Raw genomic sequence first — 18,170 nt, 5'->3', positions numbered from 1 at the left:
ATTTCTTCATATCGAGAAGTTTTGCTCTTCATCCTTTGATCGATCATCGATCAGCGCCTTACAGTTCACTCCGCGGGCCCACCGGCCCCATTGCCCTGTCCTGCCAGTCAGGGCCTTTCTCCACCCCCCTCCTCTCCGGAAGGCGGCGATCATGACCGACCCCGTAGGAAAGCTTCCGAGCGAGCTCGACCAGCTCCCGGACCGTGACCCGGAGGAGACCGCCGAATGGGCGGCCTCCCTCGATGCCGTCACCAAGGCCGCGGGCCCGCACCGCGCCGCGTACCTGATGCGCCGCTCGCTGCAGCACGCCGAGGGCGCCGGTCTCGCGCTGCCCAAGCTGCTGGAGACCGATTACGTCAACTCCATCCCGACCGCCGCCGAGCCCGCGTTCGACGGCGACCTGGAGATGGAGTCCCGGATCACCGCCTGGAACCGCTGGAACGCGGCCGCGATGGTCACCCGTGGCTCCCGGTTCGGCGTCGGCGGCCACATCGCCACCTTCGCCTCGGCCGCCTGGCTGTACGAGACAGGCTTCAACCACTTCTTCCGCGGCAAGGAGGGGGACGGCTCCGGCGACCAGCTCTACGTCCAGGGCCACGCCTCCCCTGGCATCTACGCTCGCGCCTTCCTCGACGGCCGGCTCAGCGAGCAGCAGCTCGACAACTTCCGCCAGGAGTCGGGCGGCGACGGTCTGCCGTCCTACCCGCACCCGCGACGGCTGCCCTGGCTGTGGGAGTTCCCCACCGTGTCGATGGGCCTCGGCCCGCTCTCGGCCATCTACCAGGCGCGCTTCAACCGCTATCTGGCCAACCGCAACATCAAGGACACGTCGAACTCGCATGTCTGGGCCTTCCTGGGCGACGGCGAGATGGACGAGCCCGAGTCGACCGCCGCCCTCGCCCTCGCGGCGCGTGAGCAGCTCGACAACCTGACCTTCGTCATCAACTGCAACCTGCAGCGCCTCGACGGTCCGGTCCGCGCCAACTTCCGCGTGGTCCAGGAGCTCGAGGGCGCGTTCCGCGGGGCCGGCTGGAACGTCATCAAGACGCTCTGGGGCAACGCCTGGGACGAGCTGTTCCAGCTGGACACCACGGGCGCGCTGGTCCGTCGGCTCCGGGAGGTCCCGGACGCCCAGTTCCAGACGTACGCCACCCGCGACGTCGCGTACATCCGCGAGCACTTCTTCGGCGCCGAGCCGGCGCTCGCCGAGCTGGCGAAGCTGCTCACCGACGCGAAGATCGCCGAGTGCTTCTACACCTCCCGCGGCGGCCACGAGGCCCGCAAGGTGTACGCGGCGTACAGGGCGGCCGTCGAGCACAAGGGCGCGCCGACCGTGATCCTCGCCCAGACGGTGAAGGGCTACACGCTCGGCAAGGGCTTCGAGTCCAAGAACGCCAACCACCAGATGAAGAAGCTGTCGATCGACGAGTTCAAGGGCATGCGTGAGCTGCTCGGACTCCCGATCCCGGACAGCGCCTTCGCCGACGGCCTGGTGCCCTACGGCCACCCGGGTGCGGACTCCCCCGAGGTCCGCTACCTCCAGGAGCGCCGCGCCGCCCTCGGCGGCCCCGCCCCGGCCCGCCGGGTGCACGCGGTGGCACTGCCGGAGCCCGAGGAGCGGGCGTTCGCCGCGCTGAAGAAGGGGTCCGGCAAGCAGGAGATGGCCACCACGATGGCCTTCGTCCGCCTGGTCAAGGACCTGATGCGGGACAAGGAGACCGGCAGGCGCTGGGTTCCGATCGTCCCGGACGAGGCCCGTACCTTCGGCATGGAGTCCCTGTTCCCGTCGGCCGGTATCTACTCGCCGCTGGGCCAGACGTACGAGCCGGTCGACCGCGACCAGCTGATGTACTACAAGGAGGCCAAGGACGGCCAGATCCTCAACGAGGGGATCACCGAGGCCGGGGCCATGGCCGACTTCATCGCCGCCTCCACGTCATACGCGACGCACGGCGAGACGATGATCCCCTTCTACATCTTCTACTCGATGTTCGGCTGGCAGCGGACCGGCGACCAGATGTGGCAGCTCGCCGACCAGCTCGGCAAGGGCTTCATCGTCGGCGCCACGGCGGGCCGTACGACGCTGACGGGTGAGGGACTCCAGCACGCGGACGGCCACTCGCACCTGATCGCGGCCACCAACCCGGCGTCGCTCAACTACGACCCGGCGTTCGCCTACGAGATCGCGGTCATCGTCAAGGACGGTCTGCGGAGGATGTACGGCCCCGAGGCCGAGAACGTCTTCTACTACCTGACGGTCTACAACGAGCCCAAGCCGCAGCCCGCGATGCCGGAAGGCGTCGAGGAGGGCATCGTCAAGGGCCTCTACCGCTTCAAGGAGGGCACGCCCGCCACGGCGGACGCGCCGCGCCTGCAGCTGCTGGCCTCCGGCACGGCGATCCACTGGGCCCTGGAGGCCCAGCAGCTGCTCGCCGCGGACTGGGGTGTCACGGCCGACGTCTGGTCCGCCACGTCCTGGGGTGAGCTGCGCCGCGAGGCGCTGGAGTGCGACGAGGCGCTGCTGCACGGCGAGCAGCGGGTGCCGTACGTGACCCAGGCTCTGGAAGGCGCACCGGGCCCGGTCCTCGCGGTCAGCGACTGGATGCGGCAGGTGCCGGACCAGATCAGCCAGTGGGTGGAGCAGGACTGGTCCTCGCTCGGCACGGACGGCTTCGGTCTGTCCGACACGCGTGACGCGGCCCGCCGCCACTTCGGGGTCGACGCGCAGTCGATCACGGTCGCGGCACTGGCCCAGCTGGCGCGGCGCGGCGAGGTGACCGCGTCCGCGGTCAAGGAGGCCCGGGAGAAGTACGGGCTGTGAGGTGAGGCGGCCGGGTACGCCCGGCCGCCGTGCCGCCCTCCGTCTCCGGGCGGGCTTGATCTTCGAGCCTGTCCGGAGACGGAGGGCATTTTTGCGCGCCCGCCCGGCCATGGAGGGCAGGGCAGACTTGTCCCCATGCGTGCTGCCCGGCTCATCAAGATGGTGCTGCTCCTTCAGTCCCGGTCCGCCATGACCGCCGCCGAGCTCGCCCGGGAGCTGGAGGTGTCCGAACGGACCGTCACCCGCGACGCCCAGGCGCTCTCCGAGGCGGGGGTTCCCGTGTACGCGGACCGGGGCCGGGCCGGCGGCTACCGGCTCGTCGGCGGGTACCGGACCGGGCTCACCGGGCTGGCCCGTAGCGAGGCCGAGGCGCTCTTCCTCTCCGGGCTGCCGTCCGCGTTGCGCGAGATGGGGCTCCAGGACGCCGCGTCCGCGGCCCGGCTCAAGGTGACCGCCGCACTGCTGCCCTCGCTGCGGGACGCCTCCGACACCGCCGCCCGGCGCTTCCATCTGGATGCACCCGGCTGGTATCAGGAGCCCGTCACGCCCGAGTTGCTGCCCGCCGTCGCGGAGGCCGTCTGGGACGACCGGATGGTCAGCGCGCGCTACCGGCGCGGCGGTGCGGGCGGCGAGGTCGAGCGGGAGCTGGCACCGTACGGACTCGTTCTCAAGGCCGGGGTCTGGTACGTGTGCGCCCGTGCCGGGACGGATTTCCGGGTGTACCGGATCGACCGCTTCACCGCCGTGGCCGTGTCGGACGAACGGTTCGTACGCGACGACGACTTCGATCTGCCGGGCTTCTGGGACGAGCACGCCGCGCAGTTCGCCCGCTCGATCCTGCGGACCGAGGTGACGGTACGGGTGTCGGAGGCGGGGGTGGGCCGACTGCCGCACACCATGGACCGTTCGGCGGTCCGCAATGCCCTGGACTCGGCCGGGCCGCCCGGCACCGACGGGTGGCGCACCGTCACCCTGCCCGTGGAGTCCCTGGAGGTCGCCTACGACCAGCTGCTGTCCCTGGGGCCGGAGTTGGAGGTTCTCGAACCGCCCGCGTTGCGGAACCGCTTCGCCGCTGCCGCCGAACGGCTGAGCGACCTCTATCGTTGAAGGCTTCTTTTCGGTGTCTCCGCGTGCATCGCCTGCCACCAAGGCCGATGCTTGACCCGTGATGGACGAGACGGAGTTCTGGGAGATCATCGACAGCACCCGCGAGGCCGCCGACGGCGACCCCGAGGACCATGCCGACCTGCTCGTCGACCGGCTGGTGCAGCTCGATCCGGAATCCGTGCTGGACTTCGCGCGGCATTTCGAGGCCCGCTACAACCGCGCGTACCGCTGGGACCTGTGGGGCGCCGCCGCCGTGCTGCTCGGCGGCGCGAGCGACGACGCCTTCGACTTCTTCCGGTGCTGGCTGATCGGCCAGGGGCGGGAGGTCTTCGAGGGGGCTCTGCACGATCCGGACAGCCTCGCCGAACTCCTCGACGAGTTCGACGAGGAGATCGACGGGGACGCCGAGGATCTCGGCTATGCGGCCGACGAGGCGTACGAACAGCTCACCGGCGTCGTCACGCCGGACCTCGGCCTTCCGCCGCAGGCCGCCGAGCCGGAGGGCGCCCCCGTCCGCTTCGAGGACGACGCGGCGCTGGCCGGACGCTATCCCCTGCTCTGGGAGCGGTTCGGCTCCGGCTGAGCCGCCCCGCCCCCGCTGTGGGCACCCGGGTTCAGAAGTGGGTGCCGCCGTCGACGCGGATCTCCGTACCCGTGATGAACGCGCCGTCCTCGGAGCCCAGCATCGCTACGACGCCCGCCACCGTGTCGGGGCTGGCGAAGCCCTCGCCCAGCGCCGGGGACAGCTTCATGAAGAGCGACATGTCCGCGTCGGCCGGCAGCCCCGGGCCGTTGCCGCTGGTCATGTCTGAGGAGATCGATCCGGGTGCGACGGCGACGACGCGCAGACCCTGCTTGCTGTACTCGCTCGCCAGTGCGTGCGTCATCGACTGGATGCCGCCCTTGCTCGCCGCGTACGCCGACATATAGGGGTGCGCGAAGCTCGCCGAGGTCGACGAGAAGTTCACGACGACCGGCTTGTCGCCCGCCAGCAGCGCCGGTATCGCCTCACGGATCATCAGGAACGTGCCGGTGAGGTTTACCGCGAGGATCTTGTTGAAGAACTCCAGCGACGTCCTGTGCGTGTGCTCCGAGCGCAGGATGCCCGCCGCGTTGACCAGGACGTCGAGGCCGCCGAGCGCGGCCACGGCGTCAGCGACACCGGCCCGGACCGCGGCCTCGTCCGAGATGTCGAGGACAGCGGTGGTGAGCCTCTCCGCGACGCCGCCCGCCACAGCGGTGTCGTACGTGGCCTTCAGCCCGGCCTCGTTGACATCGGCGGCGACGACCACGCCGCCCTCGGCGAGTACGCGGTGAACGGTGGCCTGTCCGATGCCGGAGCCACCACCGGTGATGAGTACGCGGCGGCCTTCGTAGCGGTTCATGTGTTCACTCCTGGTTCCGAGTCCCCCGACGACTCTCTTGATTCGCATCCACCGTACGCCTGGGTGGCACGTTTTGCCAGAACGACATTCCGTGCACTTCTCTTCCGTACGAAGGAACCCCGGCCCGGGTAATCTGCGGGAATGAGCCACCAGCAGCCGTCCCTCACCGAGCGCCGCAAGGCCGCGACCCAACTGGACATCGCGCGCGCGGCCGCCGCGCTCTTCGCCGAGCGCGGGCCGGACGGCACCACGGCGGAGGACATCGCCCACCGGGCGGGCGTCGCGCTGCGCACCTTCTACCGCTACTTCCGCTCCAAGCAGGACGCGGTGGGACCACTGCTCTCCGGCGGCGCCGAGCGCTGGCGCGCCCTGCTCGACGCGACCGGTCCGGGCGTCCCGCCGGCCGAGGCGCTGGAGGGTGCGGTCACGGACGCACTCAGCCCGCGCGACGAGCACGCCACGGAGCAGCTCGGCTGGACACGCGGTCTGTTGCGGGCGGCACAGGACGATCCGGCGCTGCGCGCCGTCTGGTACCGGGTCAATCAGGATTCGGAGGAGCGGCTGCTGCCGGTGCTGGCACGGCTGGCCGGTGAGGGCGCGGATCCGCTGGAGGTCCGGCTGGCCGCCGCGGCCGCCACTGACGCGGTGCGGGTGGCGCTGGAGGCCTGGGCGGTCACGGACGCGCCGACGACGGGGGCCGGCTCCCCCGCCGTTCTCGCGGTGCGCTGCCTGCACGAACTCACGGGCGGCATGCGGCTGTTCAAGGGGTGAGGCGGTGACGGCCTGGTGCACGACAGCGAGCGGGCTCCCGGCGTCACAGGGCGAGCGAGCGACCCATCAGCACGTCGTCGACGTAGCGCCCGCCCAGGAAGAACTCACCGGGCAGCACCCCCTCGACGACGAACCCCTCCGACGCGTACAGCGCCCGGGCGGGCGCGTTGTGTCCGAGCACCCGCAGCGTCATCCGGTTCGCCCCCTCGCTGCGGGCCAGCGCCGACGCGGCCCGCAGCAGCCCTCGGGCGACACCGCCGCCGCGCGCCCAGTCGGCCACGGCGAGGCCCTGTATCTGGCGCACATGCGTGTTGCAGGCGAGCGGGGTCGGCGCGACGACCCGGATGTAGCCGGCGATGCGCATATCGCCCGCCGGGTCCTCCGCCTCGGCCACAAGCAGGTGCTCGGGCCGACTGCCGTCGTCGAAGAACGGTTCGTACGGCGGGTGCGGACGCGGCTGCACGGAGTGGAGGGTCGACCAGGTGGCCCGGTCGAGCTCCCCGAGAGCGGTGTCGTCGGAGAGAACGGCGGGTCGCACGGTGCGGGTGCGGAGCTCGGGCATGGGCGCCACTGTGCCACGACCCGCCCGGTCACGTCATCGCATATCTGCCGGGCGCTCGGCGGAGCCGAACGGGAAGCGGCGGCGGAAGTCATCGGCCGCGTCCTCCAGGGTGCAGAAGCTGACTCCCTCGTGCCCGGAGACGTACTCGATGAAGCGTTCCAGCATGAGGAGCACCTGCGGGCGGCCGCTGACGTCCGGGTGCAGGGTGATGGGCAGGACCGCGTAGTCGAGCTCGCGGTGGACCCAGTCGAACTGGTCGCGCCAGTCCTGTTCCAGCTGGCGCGGGCTCACGTACCCCTGGCTGTTGTGCGCGTGCTTGTTGAACATCATGGGCGGCAGGTCGTCGACGTACCAGTTGCCGCAGAACTCGACGAGGTCGACCTCGTGGCCGTGGACGAGGGGTTTCATCCACTCCTTGGCCTCCTTGGCGAAGTCGATCTTCGTCCAGCTGTCGCCGACCCGGGCGTAGAAGGGCGTGAAGTCGCGGTAGTTCTGGCTGTGGTCGTAGCTGAAGCCGTAGGTGTGGAGGAGTTCGGCGGTGTACGCGGACATCTCCCACCAGGGCGCCACATAGCCGCGTGGCCTGCGGCCGGTGTACTCCTCGATCAGTTCGACGCAGCGGGCGAGTACGTCCTCCTCCTGCTGCGGGCTCATCGCGATGGGGTTCTCGTGCGAGTAGCCGTGCGCGCCGATCTCGTGCCCCGCCTCGACGACCATGCGGGTCTGCTCGGGGAATGTCTCGATGGAGTGCCCGGGGATGAACCAGCTGGTCCGGATCCCGTACCGCTCGAAGAGCTTGAGCAGTCGCGGGGTGCCGATCTCACCGGCGAAGACGCCCCGCTGGATGTCGTTGGGCGAGTCCTCGCCGCCGTAGGAGCCGAGCCAGCCGGCCACGGCGTCCACGTCCACGCCGAGCGCGATCTTGATGTCCTTGGTCATGCGGCGGATGCCTTCCGGTCGGTGTCGAGGAGGTGTTGTACGTCGTCCGTCGCGGCCCGGAGCGCGGCGGTGTCCCGCTCGGTCCAGTCGCGTTCGTCCCGGCTGTGCACGGAGATCCAGCCGGTCATCCGGTCGTCGCGGACGAGGGGCGAGAGCATCTGGGCGTGCACCCCGTACACGTCCACGAGCGCCTGGGGCGGATGCGGGATCGCCTCGAAGTGCGGCTGGACCAGGGGGATCCGCTGCCGCTCCAGCCACTCGACGGTGTTCAGCCGGCGCTGGTCGAGGGAGGCGTCGCGGCGGATGGACCGTACGCCTTCGCGCAGCGCCTCGGCGGCGGTCAGGTCGACGCCGAGTCCGTGTGCGGGCAGGTCGAGACGGAGGGTGGTGCGGTCGGCGCCGGTCGTCTCCAGCAGGGTTCGCAGGACGGTCTGGAAGTGCGCCCGCAGGGCGCCCGAGCGGAGCAGGTCGCCATGGCCGGGCAGGGCGGGGACGCCGGTATCCGGGGAGGCCAGGCGCAGAGCCTGCCACAGGGTCGCGGTGACGCTGTCGAACACCGGTATTCCCAGGGCCGGTTCGAGCTGCCGGGCGGCGTCCGCCCCGTACACGTTGGTGCAGACGACGGCGACGGCGTGCATACCGGGCGCCGCCGCCTCGATCTGCCGGGCCACGTCCGCGGCCGGGATACGGGCGAAGGCTTCGTTGTCGCTGATACCGAAGGGTTCGGCGAGCGTGCAGTCCAGGCCCTCATCCGCGTATCGGCGCACGATCCGGTCGGCGACGTCCCGGGTGTACGGGAGGGCGAGCCCGAGCCTGGTCACGCCGTACGCGGCACAGGCGTCGAGCAGCGCGAGAGTGGAGGTGGTGGCGGGGATGCCGGTCTCCTCGGTGATCCGGGCGCACAGGGCGCGGTCCCGGTCCGGGCCCAGCCAGGAGCCCGAGGTGCCGTTCCATGCGAGGACGTCGACCTGCGCGTCGGCCAACTGCCGGGCGGCGGCGAGCATCGGCGCCGGGTCGAACTGGGCGTCGGACCCCTCGTCCAGGGCGATCCGGGTGACCGGGACGCGGGCGACATGGGCGGTGGCCACGTCCGTGCCGTGGAGCAGCCCGTACGTGACGGGCTCAAGACAGGTATTGGAGGACGGGGTGAGCATCCCGATGCGGATGCGGCGGGAACTGCCGGTGGTGGTCTTCATCGGACGGCGAGCCTCCTGCTGTAGTCGATGACCAGGGACGACACGGTGAACAGCACGCCAGCGCCGACGAAGTAGAGCAGTGCCCAGGTGTACGAGCCGGTGGCGCCGACGATGAAGCCGACCGCGATCGGCGTGATGATCCCGGCGATGTTGCCGGAGAGGTTCATGGCTCCGCCGACGACTCCGGCGTTGGCCCGTCCGGCGAGCACGGACGGCAGCGACCAGTACAGACCGGCCCAGCGAAGGAAGAAGAGGACGACGGAAAGGAGCGCGACCGCCGTCATGGCGTCGGGCACCAGCACCACCCCGAGCAGTCCGGAGACGACGGCGATCCCGGCGACGCCCATCATCGTGCGCATCACCGTGTTGGCTCCGGCGCCCTTGGCCTTCCAGCGGTCGGAGGTCCAGCCGCCGATCAGTTCGCCGACGAAGCCCGCGCCGAAGATGGCCAGGGTCGACCAGCCGATGGTCGCGATGTCGAAGCCCTTGGACTCGGAGAGATAGAGCGGGCCCCAGGTCAGCAGTCCGTAGAAGACGCCGTTGAAGCCCATCCAGCCCAGACACATGGCCCAGAACGAGCGGTACTTGAGGTACGGCAGCAGGCCGGTGCGCACATCAGCGGGGCCCGCGGCGTCCTCCTCCGCGTGTGCCCGCTCGATGTAGGCGGCCTCGGCGGCGTTGACGCCGGGGTGCTCGGCGGGCGTGTTGCGGATGTACCAGCCGGCGTACAGGCCGGCGGCGACGGTGAGGACGCCCGCGACGAGGAAACTGATCCGCCAGCTACCGGTCCAGCCGATCAGCATGGAGATCACGATGCCGCCGAGCGCGGCGCCGAGCGGGGCGCCGCCGTCCAGGAGAACCGCGCCCCGGCCGCGCTCCTTGGCGGGCAGCCACTGGGCGTTCAGCTTGCCGCCGGCCGGCATGACGGGCGCTTCGACGGCGCCGAGCAGCAGCCGGAAGCCGAGCAGTGAGCCCGCGCCGCCGGCGGCGGCGGTCAGCCCCTGGGCGACTCCCCAGCCGACGCAGGCGCCGGAGACCATGCGGCGGGCGCCGAACCGGTCGGCGAGCCACCCGCTGGGGATCTGCATCAGCGCGTACGTCCAGAAGAACGCGCTGAGCAGGAAGCCGGTCGTCTCCTTGGAGAGACCGAGGTCCTTGGTGATCAGCGGCAGCGCGACGGAGACGGATCCCCGGTCGATGTAGTTGAGCGCGACGACGCCGAGCAGCAGGACGAACATCTTCCAGCGCACCCGGGTCGGGCGGGCACCGTCGCCCGCCGGGCGGGCGCCGGATGTGCCGGCTCTGCCCGCGGTCGCTGAGGTGCGGGACGTACTGGTCATGGCAAACCCTCGAATCACTGATCGGACAGGGTGAGCAGCGGCTCCGGCCGAGCCGTTCCGCATTTTGGTATACCAAAGAATGCAGACGCTTCACGAAGTCGTCAAGGGTTTGGTATACCGTGAGCGAATCGATACACGGAGGACATGTGAGCCGGACCAACACAGGTACCGAGACGGCCAGTTCACTGACCGGCACGGTGTGGCTGCGCGACCAGGTCTGCGAGGGGCTGCGCGACCGCATCATCACCGGGCGGCTCAAACCGGGCGACCGGCTGGTCGAGCGGGATGTCGCCGAGGAGTTCGGGGTCTCCCGGGTCCCGGTGCGCGAGGCGATCCGCATCCTGCTCGGAGACGGCTTCCTGGAGGCGCTGTCGCCGCGCCGCATCGTCGTCAAGCAGCTCTCCCGGCAGGACGTGGAGAACCTCTTCGACATGCGCGAGGCGCTGGAGGTGCTCGCCGTCCGACGCGCCGCCGAACGAGCCACCGACAGCCAGCTGCGGGAACTGGCAACCCTGTTGGAAACGGCCCGCCGGGCCACCCTGTCCGGCAGGCCGGAACGCATCTCGCGCGCCAACACGGCCTTCCACCACCACATCGTGGAGCTGTCCGGCAATGAGCTGCTGGCCACCACGCTGGAGTCGCTGGAGGGACGCCTGCGCTGGCTGTTCCAGCAGATCGACGACCCGGGACCGCTCTGGGAGGAGCACCGGCTGCTCTCCGCCGCCATCACCGCGGCGGACAGCGAGGCCGCGGCGGTCTGCGCCCTGCGGCATGTACGCCACTACCGGGATGTCGCCCTACAACTGCTGTTCGAGTGATTCGGGCGTGACGAGTGATGGGGGCGAGGCGCCCCGTACGCCGCTGCGGCAGGATGGGGCCATGGTGCACTCCCGTATCGCTGTCACCGGATCGACCGGACTCATCGGAACCGCGCTGGTGCGCTCGCTGCGGGCCGACGGACACGAGGTCGTGCGCCTCGTCCGGCACCCGGCGCGCGCCGGGGACGAGGTCGAGTGGGACCCGAAGCGGGGGTACGTCGACGGGGCGGGCCTGGTCGGCTGCGACGCCGTCGTCCATCTCGCCGGCGCCGGGGTCGGCGACCACCGCTGGACGGAGGAGTACAAGCGGGAGATCCGGGACAGCCGGGTGCTGGGCACGGCGGCGATCGCCGAGACGGTGGCCTCCCTCGGCGTACCGCCGAAGGTGCTGCTCTGCGGGTCGGCCATCGGCTACTACGGCGACACCGGGGACCGCGCGGTCGACGAGAGCGCGCCGCACGGCACGGGCTTCCTGCCGTCCGTCTGCGTGGACTGGGAGGCTGCCGCGGCTCCGGCGGAGGCGGCAGGCATCCGGACGGTGTACGCGCGCACGGGCCTGGTCGTCGCCCGGGAGGGCGGGGCCTGGGGGCGACTGTTCCCGCTGTTCCGGGCGGGGCTCGGCGGGCGGCTCGGCAGCGGGCGCCAGTACTGGAGCTTCATCGCGCTGCACGACCACATCGCGGCCCTGCGGCACCTCCTCGACACGGAGTCGCTGTCCGGACCGGTGAACCTGACCGGCCCCGGCCCCGTGACCAACGCCGAGGTGACAGCCGCGATGGGGCGCGTGCTGCACCGTCCGACGCTGTTCTCCGTCCCGGCGCCCGCGCTCCGGATCGCCCTCGGGGACTTCGCGGAGGACGTGCTGGGCAGCCAACGGGTACTGCCCGCACGGCTGCTGGACTCGGGGTTCACCTTCGCCTTCCCCGGCATCGACGGCGCCATTCGCGCGGCGCTGCACTGACCACGCACGGTCGAATCACACGGATGTGCGACCCCGTGCAACGATGCCCCGGGCCGCGCGCGACTGCGCCCGCACCGGACCCCTCCTAGCCTCGTGGCGAACTCGGGCATTCCGGGGGCCTGTTGGGGGCAAGAGCCTCCCAGCAGTTGCGCCGACTCGGGGAGGGGCACGTGCTCAGCACGGCACACCACGCGGACGTCGTCATCATCGGAGCCGGGATCGCCGGCCTGTCAGCAGCCCATCAGTTGACCAGTGCAGGGGTCAGCGTCAGCGTCCTGGAGGCCGGCCCACGCGTCGGCGGCCGGATGACCACCGAGGAGGTGGACGGGTTCCGGCTCGACCACATCGGCCCGCTCCTCAGCACCTCGTATCCGGAACTGCGCGCAGCGCCCGGCCTCGAAGGGCTCCTGCTGCGGAACTTCGCTCCGGGGGTCCTCGTCCACAGCGAGGGCCGCCAGTACCGGACCGGCGATGCGCGCCAGGTACGGAGCGCACGGGGCGCATTCAAGGCGGCGCGCGCCCTGGCGAGCGCCCCCCGCCCACCGATGGGCGGGCCGATCGACCAGGCCAGGCTCGGCGCGGCCCTCGCCCGGCTCGCGACCACCCCGGCCACCCGCATCCTGGCCCGGCCGGAGCGGACCGCGCTCGCCGCGCTGTCCACCCGCGGCCTTCCCTCCCGTACGGTCAACGGCTTCCTGCGCCCGCTGCTCGCCGCGCTGCTCAGTGACCCGGGGCTCACCACATCGAGCCGGTGCGCCGATCTCGCCCTGCGCAGCTACGCGCGCGGCCGGCTGTGCGTACCGTCCGGCGGCTCGGCCACGCTGCCCGAGCTGCTGGCGGCGGCCCTGCCGCCCGGCACCGTGCGGACCGGCGTCCATGTCACCTCCGCCGACATCACCTCCGTACGCACCAAGGAACACGGTGAACTGGGCTGCCGTTCCCTGCTGCTGGCCACCGGCGCGAGCGCCGCCGCCGAGCTGCTGCCCGGCCTGCGAGTGCCGCCCTTCCATCCGGTGACGGTCCTGCACCACACCGCACCCGCTCCCCCGCCGACCGGTGCCTCGCTGCTGCTGGACGCCGACGGCTCGGGCCCGGTGGCCCACACCTGCGTGATGAGCGAGGTCGACCCCTCGCGCGTCCCGCACGGCCGGACCCTGATCACGTCGACGGTGCTCGGCACCCCGCCGCCCGATCTCGACCGCTCGGTCCGCACCCATCTCGCCGCGCTGTACGGCAGCCCGACGGACGACTGGGAACTGCTGGTCGCCCACCACGACCCGGAGGCGGTCCCCGCCATGCCGCCCCCGCACGACCTGCGCCGCCCGGTCAGACTGCTCGCCGGGCTGTACGTGTGCGGCGACCACCGGGACACGAGCACGGTGCAGGGCGCCCTGTTCTCGGGCCGCCGCGCGGCGCACGCCATCCTCGGCGATCTGGGCATCCGGCCCGGCCACCTGGAGGTGGAACTGCGCGAAGCGGCCTGAGTCCGCCCGCGCACATCCTGCCCCGGTCCAGCCGACCCCAACCCCCAACATCTCTTACAGATCGGATCTCTCACCCCACCTCCTGTTTTCGAGAATGGTTTACACCACTCCCGCAAACACCCTTGTCGTGCACCACGTCTACCGCTACGGTCCTGGCGAAACCGGACTTCAGGAGACCGTAGTGCGCCGAGCCATGCCCGTTCTGCCGCTCCTCATAGCTCTAGTCATCGGATCTATCACCCCCGTCGCGGTGGCGAACGAGCCTCCGGGCGAACCCGCATCGAGCACAGGCATCACAACGGCCGCCCCAGGGCCGCCCGTTGTTCCCAGACCGACCCAGTGGACCGAACCGGGCGGCCACACACAGCTGTCGGCGGGGACCCGCATCCTGGTGGACCCCCGCTCCCGCTCCACGACCACGCTCCCTTCCGGGCAAGCCGAACTCCCGGGCCCCGCACGGCAGTCCGTGCAGGACCTGGCCAAGCAGCTGCGTACGGAGGTGGCCCAGGTCAGCGGGGTCACTCCGGCCGTCAGCAGCGACATCCGGCACGCACGGGCCGGCGACATCGTGCTGACGCTCACCGAGCACGGGGCACTGGGCGCGGAGGGCTACCGGTTCGAGAGCACGGAAGCCGTCCGCATCGAAGCCGCCTCCACCCACGGCCTGTTCTACGGGACGCGCACGCTCCTGCAGCTGCTGCGCACCGCCCCCGATCACCTCACCGTGCCGAAGGCCGTCTCCACCGACCGTCCCGCCCAGCCGGTCCGGATGACCATGCTCGACGCGGGCCGCAAGTACTGGCAGCCGGAGTACCTGGAGAAGCTGGTCCGCCGGATGGCCGACCAGAAGCTCAACACCCTTTTCCTGCAGTTCTCCGACTCCGAGGGCTTCCGTCTCTTCAGCCCGGAGTTCCCCGGACTCGCGGACCCCGCACACAGCTACGACCGCGCCGACATCGAGCGACTGAAGCGTGTCGCCGACCGCTATCACGTGCAGGTGATGCCCGGTATCGACGTGCCCGGACACGCGACCGTGATCACCGACGCGTTCGGAATCGGCTTCGGTGACGGCCCCGAACCGTGCAGCCAGGCACACACCCACTCGCACCTCACGCCGAACTGGATGGTCGACCTCACCAGCGAGAAGGCGGTCGCGACGACCCGCCGGATCGTCGACGAGTTCGCCGGCTGGTTCGACGCCCCGCTGTTCAGCATCGGCGCCGACGAGTTGCCCGGCCAGCTCGCCAACTGCCCCCGCGTCAAGAACTATCTCGCCGCCGATCCGGACACCAGCACCCTCGGTGACCTGCTGAACGGCTACATCAACACCCTCGACGACGTCGTCGTCGAGCACGGCAAGCGCACCGCGATCTACAACGGCTCCGAGCACCTCGCCGCACCCCAACAGCAGGTCCACGCGCCCGTGGTGTTCCTGACCTGGGAGGGGACCGGCACCGAGCCCGTCATCCCCGGCCACGACGAGATCGCCATCGGCCCGTTCTACGACACGCCGAACAACTATCACCACCTGTACCCCGACGAGCCGTGGATGTACGACTCCTGGGTGCCCAGCGCCGCACCGGATCTCCTCGGATCCGGCCTGATGAACTGGGCCGACTACAACTTCTGGGCCGACGACGGCTACTTCGAGCAGCAGATGGCCACCGCGCGCGCGATCATCGCGGACCGCTCCTGGAACGCCTCCGCCACCCCGGACACCGTGCAGGACTTCCGGACGCGGGTCGCCCGGCTCGGCGACCCGCCCGGCCTGCGGCCCGACCCGGTGACACCCCGGGTCGACGACGGTCGGCCGAGCCACCACTGGACCTTCGACCAGGCCTCCTACCCGAGCGGCTGGACGTGGGCCGGCAGCCCCGGCAACACGATCTTCGCCGAGGACACCGCGGGGAACCTGCCGGGCACCTCGTACATCATCAACAACCCCACTCCGGTCCCGGACGGGGTGAGCGGCCAGGCCTGGCGCTTCGACAGCGACCGCGACGGGGTGGGATTCGGCGGCCTCGACCTGACTGAGCCGTGGACCGTCTCCGGCTGGGTCAGGACGACGGGCAGGACCAGTGACCAGGTGCTGCTCAGTTCGAAGGCCGGCGCGCTCAAACTCCAGCAGTGGGGCACCGGCAAGGTCGGCTTCACCCGCTACGGCGCGGCCGACCACAGCTTCGACTACACCCTGCCGCTGAACCAGTGGGTCCAGCTGACCTGGGTCACCGAGCCGGGCCGCACCACCCTGTATGCGAACGGCGAGCGCGTCGGCACGATCGACGCGTCCATTCCGCTCCCGCTGCGCTCGATCGGCACCGAGAAGGCCGGGCTGCGCGGAGATCTCGACGAAGTCGCCACCTGGGACGAGGCGTTGAGCCCCGAGCAGGTCCGGGCCGACTACGCGCACTACGACCGCTGACCCGAAGGGAACCCGCAGTGACCCGCACCCGCACCCATGCCCGTACCCGTACCAGACTCGTCGGAGCGACGGCTCTGGCGGCCCTCGCCGGCTTCCTGGCCACCCCGGCCTCCGCCGCGCCCGAACCCCCGTCGAAGGACTACGAACCGACGGTGGAGTCCCTCAACAGCCACCCCACGCCGACGTGGTTCAACGACGACAAGTTCGGCATCTTCATCCACTGGGGCGCCTATTCGGTGCCCGCCTGGGGCCCGCGCGGCAGCTATGCCGAGTGGTACTGGAACTACATGAACAGCAAGGGCAGCGCCACCAACACCCACCAGAAGGACACCTACGGCACGGCCGCGAACTACGACGACTTCATCGGCCAGTGGAAGGCCGAGAAGTACGACCCGGACGCCTGGGTGAAGCTGTTCAAGGATGCCGGTGCCAATTACTTCGTGCTGACCTCCAAGCACCATGAAGGCGTCGCACTGTTCGACAGCAAGGTCAGCGGCCGCGACACCGTGGACCTCGGCCCGAAGCGAGACCTGGCGGGCGACCTGTTCAAGGCGGCGCGCAAGGACACCGAGGGCGGGCAACTGAAGGCGGGCTTCTACTACTCGCTGTACGAGTGGTACAACCCGTCGTACACCGGCAGCCCGGTCCGCAACCCGTACACCGGCGCCGAAGTCCCGTACACCGGCGCCCCGTCGGTCAAGGACTACGTCGGCGACTACATGGTCCCGCAACTGAACGAGCTGGTCGATCAGTACGATCCCGACATCATCTGGTGCGACGGGCAGTGGGACAAGCCCGCGTCCTACTGGAAGACCGCGCCCGTCATCGCCGACTACTACAACCGCGCGAAGAACCGGGCGCACCCGAAGGAAGTCGCGGTCGCCAACCGCTGCAAGATCGAGACCGGTGCGCTGGACAGCAAGGAACTCGACTTCCAGACACCCGAGTACACGGTCAAGCCGGACATCGACCCGAACAAGTGGGAGGCGAGCCGGGGCATCGCGCACTCCTACGGCTACAACCAGAACGAGCCCGAGGAGGACCATCTCACCTCCGACCAGCTGATCGACTCGCTCACCGACATCGTCAGCAAGAACGGCAATCTGCTGCTCGACATCGGCCCGCGCGCCGACGGCACCATCCCCGAGATCCAGCAGCAGCGGCTGCTCGACATCGGAGCCTGGCTGAAGATCAACGGTGAGGCGATCTACGGGACGACCTACTGGCACCACGCCGAGGAGCCGACCGGAGACGACAAGATCCGCTACACGGTGAAGGACGGCACCCTGTACGCGACCGCGCTGGAGTGGCCCGGCGCCGAACTCACCCTCGGCGCCGACACCCCCGTCGCCGCCGACTCCCGTATCACGCTGCTCGGTTCGGACGGCAGCGCGCTGCCCTGGCACAAGGACTCCGCAGGCCGCGTGATCGTCGAGACACCGAAGGACGGGGCGTCGGCCACCAGGAGCACGAGCGCGTACGTCTTCAAGGTCACCACTCCGGGCGTGAACACCCTCGTCCGCACGAGGACCGAACTGCCGAAGGAGCTCAACCCCGGACGCGCCGCCGACGGCACCCTGACCCTCACCAACACCGCCCGCACGCGCGCATCCGGGACCGGGATCGGGCTGTCCGGACCCGAGGGCTGGACCGTCACCCCGGCGACCACCCGCGTGCACCCGCTGTCGCCGGGAGCGGACGCGAAGGTCCCGTTCACCGTGACGCCACCCGCTTCCGCGGCCCCCGGTACGTACACGCTGAACATCACCCTGCGCCACGGACGTCTCACGACCACCACGGCGGTCAAGGTCACGGTGGCCCTGGAGAACCTCGCCCGGAACAAGCCGGCCACCCAGAAGAGCACCGCGTGGGACGCCCCTGCCTCCCGCGCCGTCGACGGGAACACCGACGGCTCCTTCGGATCGGGCTCGGTGACCCACACTGCGGAGCCCTCGTCACAGGCGTGGTGGCAGGTCGACCTGGGCGCCTCGAAGTCACTGTCCTCAGTCGACATCTGGAACCGCACCGACTGCTGCTCCGACCGGCTGAAGGACTTCTGGGTCATGACTTCGGACGCCCCGATCACAGCCGACGGACTCGATGAGGCACGGACCGCACCCGGTGTGACGGCGGTCCATGTCACCGGCCAGGCCGGACGGCCGTCCACCGTGCAGCTCCCGGCGGGCACCTCCGGCAGGTATGTCCGCGTGCAACTGACCTCCGGCACCAACCCGCTGTCGCTGGCGGAGGTCGAGGTACGCGGGCACTGAGAGAGCCCTGCCGAAACGGGTGGTGGCCCGGACCGATCGCTCCCGGTCGGGGCCACCACTCGTTCTGTCGCACGCAGGAGTCACGCGGGAGGGA

The 18,170-nt window shown here is 70.5% G+C and carries 14 protein-coding genes; 9 read left to right on the top strand and 5 right to left on the bottom strand.

Translation table 11 applies throughout. The features are described 5' to 3' along the window. Window positions 1-151 precede the first annotated feature (151 nt). From aceE to OG395_RS36930, 3 genes are all read left to right on the top strand, one after another. Entirely contained in the window at window positions 152-2,821 is a 2,670-nt protein-coding gene (gene aceE, locus OG395_RS36940; protein WP_327246814.1) for a pyruvate dehydrogenase (acetyl-transferring), homodimeric type, read from the top strand. A 135-nt stretch (window positions 2,822-2,956) separates the two neighbouring features. After that, on the top strand, window positions 2,957-3,928 hold the full coding sequence (locus OG395_RS36935) for a helix-turn-helix transcriptional regulator (protein ID WP_327246813.1): 972 nt from the start codon (window positions 2,957-2,959) through the stop codon (window positions 3,926-3,928). A gap of 61 nt (window positions 3,929-3,989) precedes the next feature. Then, the gene (locus OG395_RS36930) at window positions 3,990-4,511 is read left to right on the top strand and encodes a DUF4240 domain-containing protein (RefSeq protein WP_327249572.1); all 522 of its coding nucleotides are present in this window, start codon (window positions 3,990-3,992) and stop codon (window positions 4,509-4,511) included. 31 nt (window positions 4,512-4,542) lie between these two features. Here the strand turns inward: OG395_RS36930 and OG395_RS36925 are convergent, their stop codons facing one another. Beyond that, the gene (locus OG395_RS36925) at window positions 4,543-5,313 is read right to left on the bottom strand and encodes an SDR family NAD(P)-dependent oxidoreductase (RefSeq protein WP_327246812.1); all 771 of its coding nucleotides are present in this window, start codon (window positions 5,311-5,313) and stop codon (window positions 4,543-4,545) included. 141 nt (window positions 5,314-5,454) lie between these two features. Here OG395_RS36925 and OG395_RS36920 point away from each other — a divergent pair, with 141 nt between their 5' ends. Further along, on the top strand, window positions 5,455-6,084 hold the full coding sequence (locus tag OG395_RS36920) for a TetR/AcrR family transcriptional regulator (protein ID WP_327246811.1): 630 nt from the start codon (window positions 5,455-5,457) through the stop codon (window positions 6,082-6,084). A 43-nt stretch (window positions 6,085-6,127) separates the two neighbouring features. On the opposite strand, the gene OG395_RS36915 is transcribed toward OG395_RS36920, so the two are convergent. Genes OG395_RS36915 through OG395_RS36900 form a run of 4 tightly spaced genes read right to left on the bottom strand, consistent with a single transcriptional unit; the run spans window position 6,128 to window position 10,121 of the window. Continuing rightward, a complete protein-coding gene (locus OG395_RS36915) occupies window positions 6,128-6,646 on the bottom strand; it encodes a GNAT family N-acetyltransferase (RefSeq protein WP_327246810.1) in 519 nt (172 codons plus the stop codon). A gap of 33 nt (window positions 6,647-6,679) precedes the next feature. Further along, window positions 6,680-7,585: a polysaccharide deacetylase family protein gene (locus OG395_RS36910; protein ID WP_327246809.1), complete on the bottom strand. Its 906-nt coding sequence runs from the start codon at window positions 7,583-7,585 to the stop codon at window positions 6,680-6,682. Then, on the bottom strand, window positions 7,582-8,781 hold the full coding sequence (locus tag OG395_RS36905) for a GAF domain-containing protein (RefSeq protein ID WP_327246808.1): 1,200 nt from the start codon (window positions 8,779-8,781) through the stop codon (window positions 7,582-7,584). The genes OG395_RS36910 and OG395_RS36905 overlap by 4 nt, the downstream gene beginning before the upstream one ends. Continuing rightward, window positions 8,778-10,121 carry an MFS transporter gene (locus OG395_RS36900; protein ID WP_327246807.1) on the bottom strand — a complete coding sequence of 448 codons (1,344 nt, stop codon included), beginning with the start codon at window positions 10,119-10,121 and terminating at the stop codon, window positions 8,778-8,780. The genes OG395_RS36905 and OG395_RS36900 overlap by 4 nt, the downstream gene beginning before the upstream one ends. Before the next feature lie 146 nt (window positions 10,122-10,267). Here OG395_RS36900 and OG395_RS36895 point away from each other — a divergent pair, with 146 nt between their 5' ends. The 5 genes from OG395_RS36895 (at window position 10,268) to OG395_RS36875 (ending at window position 18,076) form a co-directional block, all read left to right on the top strand. Beyond that, window positions 10,268-10,939: a GntR family transcriptional regulator gene (locus tag OG395_RS36895; protein WP_327246806.1), complete on the top strand. Its 672-nt coding sequence runs from the start codon at window positions 10,268-10,270 to the stop codon at window positions 10,937-10,939. Between the two features lie 61 nt (window positions 10,940-11,000). Continuing rightward, window positions 11,001-11,900, top strand: a complete 900-nt coding sequence (locus OG395_RS36890; RefSeq protein ID WP_327246805.1) for a TIGR01777 family oxidoreductase — start codon at window positions 11,001-11,003, stop codon at window positions 11,898-11,900. Between the two features lie 170 nt (window positions 11,901-12,070). Beyond that, the gene (locus OG395_RS36885) at window positions 12,071-13,384 is read left to right on the top strand and encodes an NAD(P)/FAD-dependent oxidoreductase (protein WP_327246804.1); all 1,314 of its coding nucleotides are present in this window, start codon (window positions 12,071-12,073) and stop codon (window positions 13,382-13,384) included. Between the two features lie 292 nt (window positions 13,385-13,676). Continuing rightward, window positions 13,677-15,806, top strand: a complete 2,130-nt coding sequence (locus tag OG395_RS36880) for a family 20 glycosylhydrolase (RefSeq protein ID WP_327249571.1) — start codon at window positions 13,677-13,679, stop codon at window positions 15,804-15,806. Between the two features lie 17 nt (window positions 15,807-15,823). Beyond that, a complete protein-coding gene (locus tag OG395_RS36875; protein WP_327246803.1) occupies window positions 15,824-18,076 on the top strand; it encodes an alpha-L-fucosidase in 2,253 nt (750 codons plus the stop codon). Window positions 18,077-18,170: the final 94 nt, after the last annotated feature.

It is taken from the genome of Streptomyces sp. NBC_01320, from assembly GCF_035974375.1.
GTDB classification, from domain to species: Bacteria; Actinomycetota; Actinomycetes; order Streptomycetales; family Streptomycetaceae; genus Streptomyces; species Streptomyces yanii.
This window is presented reverse-complemented; position numbering and strand designations above follow the sequence as displayed.

Excerpts from the sequence above, each read along its gene's own strand:
- OG395_RS36900 (WP_327246807.1), bottom strand. The coding sequence starts at position 10,121 with ATGACCAGTACGTCCCGCACCTCAGCGACCGCGGGCAGAGCCGGCACA.
- aceE (WP_327246814.1), top strand. The coding sequence starts at position 152 with ATGACCGACCCCGTAGGAAAGCTTCCGAGCGAGCTCGACCAGCTCCCG.
- OG395_RS36925 (WP_327246812.1), bottom strand. The coding sequence starts at position 5,313 with ATGAACCGCTACGAAGGCCGCCGCGTACTCATCACCGGTGGTGGCTCC.
- OG395_RS36890 (WP_327246805.1), top strand. The coding sequence starts at position 11,001 with ATGGTGCACTCCCGTATCGCTGTCACCGGATCGACCGGACTCATCGGA.
- OG395_RS36905 (WP_327246808.1), bottom strand. The coding sequence starts at position 8,781 with ATGAAGACCACCACCGGCAGTTCCCGCCGCATCCGCATCGGGATGCTC.
- OG395_RS36920 (WP_327246811.1), top strand. The coding sequence starts at position 5,455 with ATGAGCCACCAGCAGCCGTCCCTCACCGAGCGCCGCAAGGCCGCGACC.
- OG395_RS36935 (WP_327246813.1), top strand. The coding sequence starts at position 2,957 with ATGCGTGCTGCCCGGCTCATCAAGATGGTGCTGCTCCTTCAGTCCCGG.
- OG395_RS36930 (WP_327249572.1), top strand. The coding sequence starts at position 3,990 with ATGGACGAGACGGAGTTCTGGGAGATCATCGACAGCACCCGCGAGGCC.
- OG395_RS36910 (WP_327246809.1), bottom strand. The coding sequence starts at position 7,585 with ATGACCAAGGACATCAAGATCGCGCTCGGCGTGGACGTGGACGCCGTG.
- OG395_RS36915 (WP_327246810.1), bottom strand. The coding sequence starts at position 6,646 with ATGCCCGAGCTCCGCACCCGCACCGTGCGACCCGCCGTTCTCTCCGAC.